The organism is Neofamilia massiliensis, from assembly GCF_001299475.1.
GTDB classification, from domain to species: domain Bacteria; phylum Bacillota; class Clostridia; order Tissierellales; family Peptoniphilaceae; genus Neofamilia; species Neofamilia massiliensis.
Genome location: NZ_CYUJ01000003.1, coordinates 1 through 11309, shown reverse-complemented (window position 1 = coordinate 11309; position 11309 = coordinate 1). Strand labels below are relative to the sequence as shown.

Annotated in this window: 9 protein-coding genes and 1 rRNA gene; 9 read left to right on the top strand and 1 reads right to left on the bottom strand. The window is 33.8% G+C overall.

What is annotated here, in order from left to right; translation table 11 throughout:
- The first annotated feature begins 73 nt into the window (after positions 1 to 73).
- The 8 genes from secG (at position 74) to BN2667_RS09505 (ending at position 9005) form a co-directional block, all read left to right on the top strand.
- Positions 74 to 304, top strand: coding sequence for a preprotein translocase subunit SecG (gene secG / locus BN2667_RS04610; protein WP_054252178.1), 231 nt, complete (start codon positions 74 to 76; stop codon positions 302 to 304).
- 9 nt (positions 305 to 313) lie between these two features.
- Positions 314 to 2320, top strand: a complete 2007-nt coding sequence (locus tag BN2667_RS04605; protein ID WP_054252177.1) for a sodium-translocating pyrophosphatase — start codon at positions 314 to 316, stop codon at positions 2318 to 2320.
- 49 nt (positions 2321 to 2369) lie between these two features.
- Complete coding sequence (locus BN2667_RS09325; RefSeq protein WP_242848715.1) at positions 2370 to 3164, top strand: alpha/beta fold hydrolase; 795 nt, start codon at positions 2370 to 2372, stop codon at positions 3162 to 3164.
- 9 nt (positions 3165 to 3173) lie between these two features.
- Positions 3174 to 4700, top strand: a complete 1527-nt coding sequence (locus tag BN2667_RS04595) for a UDP-N-acetylmuramoyl-tripeptide--D-alanyl-D-alanine ligase (protein WP_054252176.1) — start codon at positions 3174 to 3176, stop codon at positions 4698 to 4700.
- 2 nt (positions 4701 to 4702) lie between these two features.
- Positions 4703 to 5884, top strand: a complete 1182-nt coding sequence (locus tag BN2667_RS04590; RefSeq protein WP_054252175.1) for a D-alanine--D-alanine ligase family protein — start codon at positions 4703 to 4705, stop codon at positions 5882 to 5884.
- 181 nt (positions 5885 to 6065) lie between these two features.
- Positions 6066 to 6533, top strand: coding sequence for a tRNA (cytidine(34)-2'-O)-methyltransferase (locus BN2667_RS04585; protein WP_054252174.1), 468 nt, complete (start codon positions 6066 to 6068; stop codon positions 6531 to 6533).
- Between the two features lie 3 nt (positions 6534 to 6536).
- Positions 6537 to 8165: a Na/Pi cotransporter family protein gene (locus BN2667_RS04580; protein ID WP_054252173.1), complete on the top strand. Its 1629-nt coding sequence runs from the start codon at positions 6537 to 6539 to the stop codon at positions 8163 to 8165.
- A gap of 54 nt (positions 8166 to 8219) precedes the next feature.
- Positions 8220 to 9005, top strand: a complete 786-nt coding sequence (locus BN2667_RS09505; RefSeq protein WP_054252172.1) for a DnaJ domain-containing protein — start codon at positions 8220 to 8222, stop codon at positions 9003 to 9005.
- Between the two features lie 100 nt (positions 9006 to 9105).
- Here BN2667_RS09505 and rpmB read toward each other — a convergent pair whose 3' ends face one another.
- A complete protein-coding gene (rpmB, locus tag BN2667_RS04570) occupies positions 9106 to 9297 on the bottom strand; it encodes a 50S ribosomal protein L28 (RefSeq protein ID WP_054252171.1) in 192 nt (63 codons plus the stop codon).
- Between the two features lie 468 nt (positions 9298 to 9765).
- Here rpmB and BN2667_RS04565 point away from each other — a divergent pair.
- Positions 9766 to 11293 (top strand): 16S ribosomal RNA (locus BN2667_RS04565).
- The last annotated feature ends 16 nt before the right edge of the window (positions 11294 to 11309 follow it).

Below are 11309 nucleotides of genomic sequence, written 5' to 3'. Positions count from 1 at the left end.
TTTAATATTGTAAATAGATAGCTATTATGCTAATATTTATATATTGTATTTAACTTATGAATGGAGGAAGATTATGACAACATTATTGTCAATACTAGTGTTAGTTTCAAGTTTAACACTTATTATTTTGACACTTATTTCAGAACCAGCAGAAAATAACATGGCTGCCATTATGGGCGGCGGTGCTTCTGAATCATTCTGGGAAGGAAACAAGGGAAATAGTAAAGAAGCAATGATTAATAGGGCTAATATTATAGCAGCTATTGTACTAGCTATTTCTCTAATATTACTAGCAAGAGCGTAGGAGGAAGAAATGGATTTTTTAAATTATTTAGCACCAATAGTTGGAGTAATTGCTTTAATTTTTGCTTTTTCTAGAATCAGCTTTATTAATAAGATCGATGCTGGAAATGATAGAATGAAAGAAATTTCTGGCTATATTCATGATGGTGCTATGGCATTTTTAGGCAGGGAGTATAAAGTTATAGGAATCTTTACCCTTGCTATGATTATTATTTTATTTTTTGTAGGTGGAAAAACTTTTGCTCTACCACTTACTTTTGTATTTGGAGCTGCATTTTCAATTTTAGCTGGATACATTGGAATGAACGTTGCTACTAAGGCAAATGTTAGAACTTCTAACTCAGCTATGCAAAGTGGTATGGCTAAAGCATTAGACGTTGCTTTTTCAGGTGGAGCAGTTATGGGAATGTGCGTTGTTGGATTAGGAATTATTGGAATTTCTCTTTCTTACTTTTTATCTGGAGGAAATACTGATGTTGTTTATGGTTTCTCTCTAGGTGCATCTTCAATTGCATTATTCTCAAGAGTAGGTGGAGGTATTTATACTAAGGCAGCAGACGTTGGAGCTGACCTTGTAGGTAAAGTTGAAGCAGGAATTCCAGAAGACGACCCAAGAAACCCAGCAGTAATTGCAGATAACGTTGGAGACAATGTTGGTGACGTAGCTGGAATGGGAGCTGACCTTTTCGAATCTTATGTAGGAGCTTTACTTTCAGGATTAGTTTTAGGCTTATCAGCTTATAACACAGCTGGTGTAACTTATACATTTATCCTAGCATCAGTAGGTATTTTAGCTTCTATTTTTGGATGCTATACTGTAAAAGGTGACAAAGACCCACAAAAAGCATTAAACATGGGAACTTATGCTGCTTCAGCTGTTACTTTAATTGCAGGAGCAATATTCTCACTAATTCTATTAAAATCACTTAGACCATTTATTGGTGTTGCAGCAGGTGTTGTTGTTGGACTTGTAATTTCTAAATTAACAGAAGTTTATACATCAGCTGACTACCAAGCAGTTAAAAAGATTGCTCACGACTCTCAAACTGGAGCATCAACAAATATTATTTCTGGGTTAGCAGCTGGAATGATGTCTACAGTAGGACCAATAATTATTATTGGAATTGGAATTATTGTTGCATTTACAGGAGCTGGAGGAAACACCAACACACTTCAAGGTCTTTATGGTATTGCAATTGCAGCAGTAGGCATGCTATCAACTGCTGGTATTACTATAGCAGTTGACGCTTATGGACCAATTGCTGACAATGCTGGTGGTATTGCAGAAATGTGCGAACTTCCAGACAATGTTAGAGAAATTACTGACTCTTTAGATGCAGTAGGAAATACAACAGCAGCAATCGGTAAAGGATTTGCTATTGGATCAGCTGCACTTACAGCTCTATCCCTATTTGTTTCTTATACTCAAGCTGTTCAACTACAATCAATTGACGTTACAAAACCAGGAGTAATTGCTGGTATGTTTATTGGTGGTATGCTACCATTTGCTTTCTCAGCTTATACTATGAATGCAGTTGGAAAAGCTGCCAACTCAATGATTGAAGAAGTTAGAAGACAATTTAAGGAAATCCCTGGAATTATGGAAGGAACTTCTATACCAGAATATGCAAAATGTGTAGATATTTCTACAGCAGCTGCCCTAAGAGAAATGATTATCCCAGGATTAATGGCTATTATTTCTCCAGTAGCAGTAGGATTGATTTTAGGATCAGAAGCCCTAGGTGGAATGCTAGCAGGTGCACTTGTATCAGGTGTACTAATGGCAATCTTTATGTCAAATGCTGGTGGAGCTTGGGATAATGCTAAGAAATATATTGAAGAAGGCAAATATGGCGGAAAAGGAAGCCCTGCTCATGCAGCAGCAGTTACAGGAGACACTGTAGGAGATCCATTTAAAGATACTTCAGGTCCATCAATTAATATTTTAATTAAACTTATGACTATTGTATCTCTTGTATTCGCTCCATTATTTGTTGGATATTTTGGTTTATTCTAATTAAAAATTTAAAACACTCTTCTTAAAAAAAGAGGAGTGTTTTTTTGTTATGGACATTTATTTATGGTATAATCTTTTAGAGGAAATAATGGAAAAAACGATTAAAGACTTAAAAATAAATTATTTAGACCAAGGAGACTTTGACAATATTGCAGTCTTTCTTCACGGTTGGGGAGCAAGTAAAGAGACTATGGTCCCAATAGCAAATCTAATAAAAGATAGGTACAGGGTAGTCTTAATAGATTTACCTGGTTTTGGTATGTCTGAAGAGCCGAAAGAGGTTTTAAATTCATATGACTACGCAGACTATATTTTAGACTTAATTGAAAGTCTAAATATTACAAAGGCTAGCTTTTTTGGTCATTCTTTTGGCGGAAAGATTTCATCTATAATAGCAGCCAATCATCCAGAAAAAGTCGATAAGCTTATTCTAATTGATTCTGCTGGATTAATTCCAAAGAGAGGAATCTCATATTACTTTAAGGTTTATTCATACAAGGCCATAAAGAAATTTTATAAGCTTCTACCAATAAAAAACAAAGAAGAAAAATTAGAAAACTTTAAAAAAAGTCGAGGCTCAGATGATTATCAAAATTCCTCTGGAATTATGAGGAAAATTATGGTCACTGTAGTTAATGAAAACATCGCTGAAGATTTGAAAAAAATTAAGGCAGATACCTTATTAATATGGGGAGAAGACGACGATGCAACTCCCTTATATTTAGGGAAGAAATTTGAACAACTAATTCATAAAAGCGGTTTAGTTGTTTTAAAAAACGCAGGACATTTTTCCTACATAGACGACTATGGAACATTTTCTGCTGTAATTAATTCTTATATGTAAGGAGATTATATGATAAGCATTATATTATTATTACTTATTGGAGTATATGTTTATATAGATCCAAAAAAGAGATGTCTTAGCTCTCTTCATCTTTTACAACTTGTCGGTTATGATTTAAATAAATATAAAAATTGGTTGAAGGAAGATTCTTATAAGATGTTTTCTCTTGACCCAATAGTAAAAGAAGATAAGACGCCTCTTGTTATGACAGATAGGGCGAAGAGAACTCTTCAAAGACATAAAACTTTAAACTTATTTTTATTTATTGCTTTACTTGCTATAAATATTATTGTGTTAAAAGCAGATTTAAACAATAACATTGCCTGGACTATTATTTTAATAGTAGTAGGCCTTCTTATAGTTTTTTTCCAACCAAGTATAATGATTTGGTCAGCTAAGTTAAACCAAAAAAGAGAAGATAAAATAAATATGGGCTTCTACAAGCAGGCTCAAAATAAGATTAAAGGCCTAGAAAATCTAACAGTAGTTGGAATAACAGGTTCCTATGGAAAAACTTCAACTAAATTTATCACCTCTACAATTTTAAAAGAAAAATATAAGGTACAAGATACACCGTCATCTTATAATACTCCAATGGGCCTATCAAAAGTTATAAATAATGAACTAACTGAAGATAAGGAAGTTTTTATTGCAGAAATGGGAGCATATTGTAAGGGGGAAATTAAAGAGTGTGCAGACCTAGTTCAACCTCAAATAGGGATATTGACGTCAATTGGACCTGCACATTTAGAAACGTTTGGCTCTATAGAAAATATTATAGCTACTAAATATGAATTAATTGAATCCTTGCCTGAAGATGGAATTGCTATATTTAACTATGATGACGAGAATTTAAAGGAAGTTGCTGAAAAAACTAAAATAAAAAAATACTACTTTGGACTTGATATCATAGATAGACTAGATGTCTATGCCAAGGACATAGCAGTTTCTGAAAAAGGGTCTAGCTTTACTTTAGTCATTAAAGATCTAGGTCGAATACCTTGTCAGACAAAAATTTTAGGTAGACACAATATTAGAAATATATTAGCAGGAGCTACAGCTGCTTTTACCTTAGGTTTGGACCTAGATCAAATAGCTTTAGGTATTTCAAAAATTGAGCCGATTGACCACAGGTTAAGCTTGATTGATTCTCCTAATGGGGTTATTATTATAGATGACGGATTTAATTCTAATCCTGCTGGAGCAAGGGCTGCTTTAGAAGTCCTTAATGAATTTAAAAACGGAAAGAAAATCATTGTAACTCCTGGAATGATAGAACTAGGAGAACTAGAATATATAGAAAATAAAAAATTTGGTCAAGAAATTTCAAAAGTAGCTGACTTGGTCTTTTTAATTGGTAAAAAGAGGACAACAGCAATTAGAGAAGGGCTAATAGAAGAAAATTTCACTGATGATAATATATTTTCTTGCGATTCTTTAAATGAAGCTACTGAAATTTTTTCAACAATGTTAAATCCAGGTGATGTTATTTTATTTGAAAATGATTTGCCTGATAATTACAGCGAGGAGGAATAGGGATGCTAAATGTTGGTGTTCTAATAGGTGGTAGAAGTGTAGAGCATGAGGTAGCAGTTATAACTGCCATGCAAATGATCGAAAACTTAGACAAATCAAAATACAAAGTATATCCAATTTATATAAGCAATACTGGGAAATGGTTAGTTGGACCAGGCTTAGATAAATTTGAAACTTATAAAAAAAGAGATTTTTCAAACTGCAGAGAGGTATTTTTAATGCCTACATATGGATCAAAGACTCTTTATGTTCTTGAAGACAAGGAAGTTTCTGGAGGTTTATTTGGCAAAAGAGAATCCTACAAGTCACTTAAAAAGTATTGTGACCTTGATGTAGCTATACTTGGCCTTCATGGAACCAATGCTGAAGATGGAACTATTCAAGGACTTTTAGATACTATTGGTCTTCCATATACAGGAGGAGATGTATTAGCTTCATCTATAGGAATGGACAAGGTATTAATGAAGGATGTTTATAAGCAAAATAATATACCAACAGTTAATTACTACTGGTTTTATAGAGATAGGTGGAAAACTAACAAAGACCAAGTTATTGAAGAAGTTGAAAAACTTTCCTATCCTCTAATGGTTAAACCTTCAAATCTTGGTTCTAGTATAGGAATTTCTAAGGCTATAGATAGAGATAGTTTAATTCAATCAATAGAAGTAGCTATTAATTATGATAACAAAATTATAATTGAAGAAGCAATTGAAAACTTAAGAGAAATTAATTGTGCAGTCTTAGGTAGAAATGATGATTTAATAACATCTGTATTAGAAGAACCAATTGGCTGGAAAGATGTACAAAATTTTCAAGATAAATACAGCAAAGACTCTAAAACTACCAGAAGAATACCTGCAGATGTTACAGAAGATGTAAAAAAACAAATTGAAGATTTAGCAAAAGAAGCCTTTAAAGTTATTAACTGTGCTGGAACAGCTAGGATAGACTTTTTGCTTGAAGACAATGAAAAAGTTTATGTAAATGAAATAAATACCCTACCAGGATCTACAAGCTACCATCTTTGGGAAAAAGTTGGAATAAGTTTTAAAGAATTAATGGACAGACTTATTGAAATAGCTTTAAAAAACCAAGAAGAAAAAGATAAAAACCTAGTTACATTTGAATCTGATATTTATCTAAAGACATCTTATGGAACAAAAGGTGGATCAAGCTTAAAATAATAAAATAAATTATACAAGGGAGTTCAAACTCCCTTTATTATTGGAAATTTTTAATAGAAGTTTTTTCTAATAAATTTTGTAAAATTTATTAGAAAAGCATTAAAACTATTTAACTTATCAGAAACTTATATTAAAATAGGAATAAAGAGATAAAATTATTAGCAAGATTAAGGAGTAAACTATGCTAAATATAGTATTTGTCGAACCAGAAATACCTTTTAATACAGGAGCCTTGGTAAGAACATGTGGCCTTACTTCTTCTAAACTCCATCTAGTTAAGCCTTTAGGTTTTGATATGGAAGATAAGAAAGTTAAAAGAGCAGGCTTAGATTATTGGGAATTAGCTGTAATTGAATATTATGATTCTTTTCTTGACTTATATAATAAGTATAAAGACAAACATAATTTTTACTTTGCTACAACAAAAGCAAAAAAGAGATATACTGATGTTTCTTATAAAGAAGGCGATTTTATAGTTTTTGGTAAAGAAACTAAGGGCTTATCAAAAGAAATATTAAACCTTGAGCCTGATCACAATATAAGAATACCTATGCTAAAAGACTATGGTAGATCTTTAAATTTGGCAAATTCAGCAAATATAATACTATTTGAAGCGTTAAGACAATTGGATTTTGAAGAACTGGAGTAAAAAATGGCAAATATTTTAGCTGCTTTAGGAGGTCTAGGTTTATTTATTTACGGAATGAACCTAATGGGAGACTCCTTGCAAAAAGCTGCAGGTAAGAGATTAAGAGAAATTTTAGGTTTTTTAACAAAAAACAAGTTTATGGGAATATTACTAGGAACTGTAGTAACTATGATTATCCAATCATCAAGTGCCACTACAGTAATGGTAATAGGTTTTGTTAACGCTGGATTAATGAACTTGACCCAGGCCTTTAGTGTTATTATGGGTGCCAATCTTGGTACTACAGTAACATCACAAATTATAGCTTTTAGGCTTACAGACATTGCTCCAGTAGCAGTTGCTATTGGTGTTGCTTTAAAACTAGCCTTTAAGACTAGTAAGAAAAAAGATTTAGCAGATATAGTAATAGGCTTTGGATTATTATTTGTTGGATTAAATATGATGAGCCAGGGTCTAATACCTTTACAAAATAGTCCTGTTTTTGCTGAAATGATTGTAAAATTAGAAAACCCAATTTTAGGGGTTTTTGTTGGGTTTTTAATTACAACTGTTTTACAATCTTCAAGTGCAACCATGGGTATCTTACAAGCTACTGCTATGCAAGGCCTAATTCCATTTCCAGTAGCTTTCTCCATCATTCTTGGAGAAAACATTGGTACAACTACAACTGCAATGATTTCTTCAATAGGAGCAAGTAGAAATGCAAAAAGAGCAGCGCTTCTACACTTTTTATTTAATGTAATTGGATCAATAATCTTTTTAGCAGGACTTAGAATACCAGTAACCAGACTCGTTCAAAGCCTAACTCCAGATGATATAGTTAGACAAATAGCAAATGCCCATACGATTTTTAATCTTACAAATGTTTTAATTCAAGTCCCATTTGCTAACTTACACATAAAAATTGTTAAGGCCTTAGTAAAGGGCGAAGACACTGTAGAAGAAAAATCATTAAAATACCTAGATGTTAGAATGATCGAAACTCCATCAGTAGCAACAAATCAGTTATTTAAAGAAATTGACAGGATGTTTGAGTTTGCAGAAAGCAATATAATTTTATCAAATGACGCCTTAGTTAATAAAAAATTTGATCTTATAGATAAGATCTATTCAATAGAACAAACCATTAACTATTTAAATGAACACATTACAGAATTTATAGTTAGATTAAATAAAACTGAAATCTCTGATGAACAAAGAGCCCTAAATGATATATTTTTATATGCTCTAAGCGATATAGAAAGAATAGGCGATCATGTAAAAAACATTAATGATTCAGCAGTAACAAGTAATGATGAAAGTATAAACTTTTCTGATGTTGCTAAAGATGAACTTAATTATATGTTTTCTTTAGTATTAGAAAATATTAAAGTAGCTAAGGAGTCATTTACTGCCCTTAGCCAAGAAGATGCAAAACTTATATTTAAAATAGAAGACGAAATAGATAGATTAGAAGAAACATATAGAAACAGCCATATTGAAAGACTATCTGATGGGACTTGTGACATAAAATCTGGCGTAATGTTTTTAGATGTAATTAGCAACCTAGAAAGAGTTTCTGACCACTGCGTAAATATAGCTAATTATGTAGTAGATTATAACAAACAAGAAAGACTTGCTAGTGACATATAATCTCTTCTGTGTTCTACATCATTTAAATTTGAGGAAATTGGAGAAGATGAATTTTTGAATAATATAGCTGGATACTTTTATAAAGGATTAGGAAAAATATTAGAATTAATAACAACGGCTTTGATATTTATATTAGAGCTTATTGTTATGCTTATAGATAATGTAAAGAAACTTTTAGGTGTTTTTACACTCTTATTTGTTTTCTTTTTAATAAACCCTTTACTGTGGACTTTTATAATCTTAAATCCTTTAATATTGGTTTTGTTAATTATATTATTTATAGTACCCTTACTTGGCAGGGGATTAATATCCTATTTAAAGTACATTCAATATATTTCAACAGAATACTTTTATGACAAAGCCGATTATTATTTATTAGGAAAAGATAATAGAAGAGGCTCTTTTGGATCTTATAAAAATGAATACTTTAGACAACAAGAAGAAGCTAGGCGAAAAGAATCTCAAAGACGAGCCGAACAAACACAAAAAATGTGGGAAGAAATGTTTAAGGATTTCTATGAAAATATGAATAGCCAGGGTTATAACGGAGGCTATTATAGAGATTACAATAATAATCAAAACTATAATCAAGGAAATTTTTACAATCCAACTAATGATTTTATTGATAAATATGAAGCATCATGTAGAACATTAGAACTTGATCCAACAGTGGATAAGTATGAAATAAAACTAGCTTATAGAAAAATGGCGAAAAAATATCACCCTGATATAAACAAGGCTGAAGATGCAACTGAAGTCTTTCAAAAAATTAATGAAGCCAATGAATTTCTATCAGATGAAAATATAGAAAGATACAAAAGACTTAAAAATATAAATTAAAAATAAAGAAAGAGAGTCAGCAAATAATAGCAGGCTCTCTTTTAAAATAAAAAGAGTGTTGATTATTAAATCAACACTAGTAAGTTTAAAGCCAATATATTTATATTGCTCTATCTACTTTTCCACTCTTTAAACATTTAGTACAAACATTAATCTTTTTAGTTGTTCCATTAACAACAGCTTTTACTGATTGTACATTTGGTGACCAGGACTTACGGCTCCTTCTATGAGAGAATGAAACTTGATTACCAAACATTTTACCTTTTCCGCACACATCACATTTTTTAGACATATAGTCACCTCCATAAAATTATTAACATTAGTATATTAGCATAAGATAAACACAAATACAAGAAAAAGTAAAGAAAAAATGAAAAAGACTAAAAATAAAAAAGTATATGATCATTATAATATAGAAAGAAATCGCTGATTTTAGAGAAAGTTGTTTGAGGTAAAGAAGAAAATCTATAAAAAAGAAAAAAGTTTTCTAAAAAAAGTTCTTGACAAAAGAATAGTGGCTTGGTAAGATAAATAAGCTGTCTCGAAAGGGAATGTAAGGTTAAAGTAAAGAAAATTAAAAAACTTTAAAAAAGGCCTTGACAAGATAAAATAGATTTGATAAGATAATCAAGCTAACCTTTTGGGAAAGCAAGAACCAAATAAATTGAATATAGTGTGAGAACGAAAAAAACACACAAGCGAAATAAAAGCGAACAAAGTCAGTTTTTAGATGAGCTTAAAGATTAAATGAACAAAAATTTTTTTGGAGAGTTTGATCCTGGCTCAGGACGAACGCTGGCGGCGTGCCTAACACATGCAAGTCGAGCGATGAAAGAAAAGCAGATCTCTTCGGAGTGACGCATTTCTGGATTAGCGGCGGACGGGTGAGTAACACGTGAGCAATCTGCCATACACATTGGAATGCCTTGGGAAAATTGGGTTAATACCAAATTAAACCATGGAGTAGGATTACTTTAAAGGTCAAAGATTTTCGGTTGAATGATGGGTTGGGGTTGATTAGGTAGTTGGTGAAAATAAAGGTTACCAAAGGCCATGATCAGTAGCCGGCCTGAGAGGGTGAACGGCCACATTGGGACTGAGACACGGCCCAAACTCCTACGGGAGGCAGCAGTGGGGAATATTGCACAATGGGGGAAACCCTGATGCAGCGACGCCGCGTGAGCGAAGAAGGGATTCGTCTCGTAAAGCTCTGTCCTATGGGAAGATAATGACGGTACCATAGAAGAAAGCCCCGGCTAACTACGTGCCAGCAGCCGCGGTAATACGTAGGGGGCGAGCGTTGTCCGGAATCATTGGGCGTAAAGGGTTCGTAGGCGGTAATGCATGTCAGATGTGAAATCTTGTGGCTTAACCACATTGAGCATCTGAAACTGCATAACTTGAGTGAAGGAGAGGTAAGTGGAATTCCTAGTGTAGCGGTGAAATGCGTAGATATTAGGAGGAATACCAGTAGCGAAGGCGACTTACTGGCCTTTAACTGACGCTGAGGAACGAAAGCGTGGGTAGCAAACAGGATTAGATACCCTGGTAGTCCACGCCGTAAACGATGAGTGCTAGGTGTCGGGAGTCAAATCTCGGTGCCGCAGTTAACGCAATAAGCACTCCGCCTGGGGAGTACGTACGCAAGTATGAAACTCAAAGGAATTGACGGGGACCCGCACAAGCAGCGGAGCATGTGGTTTAATTCGAAGCAACGCGAAGAACCTTACCAGGACTTGACATACTAGTGCCAAGTGTAGAGATACACTGTTTTCTATGAAACACTAATACAGGTGGTGCATGGTTGTCGTCAGCTCGTGTCGTGAGATGTTCAGTTAAGTCTGGCAACGAGCGCAACCCCTGTGGCTAGTTACTAACATTTAGGATGAGGACTCTAGCAAGACTGCCGATAAGAAATCGGAGGAAGGTGGGGATGACGTCAAATCATCATGCCCTATATGTCCTGGGCTACACACGTGCTACAATGGTTGGTACAGAGAGCAGCAAAACAGCGATGTCAAGCAAATCTCAAAAAGCCAATCTCAGTTCGGATTGTACTCTGCAACTCGAGTACATGAAGTCGGAGTTGCTAGTAATCGCGAATCAGAATGTCGCGGTGAATGCGTTCCCGGGTCTTGTACACACCGCCCGTCACACCATGGAAGTTCGAGGGGCCCAAAGTAGGTGAGCTAACCATATGGAAGCAGCCTCCTAAGGCAAATTGAATGACTGGGGTGAAGTCGTAACAAGGTAGCCGTACCGGAAGGTGCGGCTGGATCACCTCCTTTCTAAGGAGTATATTCT

Coding starts and splice junctions, on each gene's coding strand:
- secG (WP_054252178.1), top strand. CDS start 74: ATGACAACATTATTGTCAATACTAGTGTTAGTTTCAAGTTTAACACTT.
- BN2667_RS04605 (WP_054252177.1), top strand. CDS start 314: ATGGATTTTTTAAATTATTTAGCACCAATAGTTGGAGTAATTGCTTTA.
- BN2667_RS09325 (WP_242848715.1), top strand. CDS start 2,370: ATGGACATTTATTTATGGTATAATCTTTTAGAGGAAATAATGGAAAAA.
- BN2667_RS04595 (WP_054252176.1), top strand. CDS start 3,174: ATGATAAGCATTATATTATTATTACTTATTGGAGTATATGTTTATATA.
- BN2667_RS04590 (WP_054252175.1), top strand. CDS start 4,703: ATGCTAAATGTTGGTGTTCTAATAGGTGGTAGAAGTGTAGAGCATGAG.
- BN2667_RS04585 (WP_054252174.1), top strand. CDS start 6,066: ATGCTAAATATAGTATTTGTCGAACCAGAAATACCTTTTAATACAGGA.
- BN2667_RS04580 (WP_054252173.1), top strand. CDS start 6,537: ATGGCAAATATTTTAGCTGCTTTAGGAGGTCTAGGTTTATTTATTTAC.
- rpmB (WP_054252171.1), bottom strand. CDS start 9,297: ATGTCTAAAAAATGTGATGTGTGCGGAAAAGGTAAAATGTTTGGTAAT.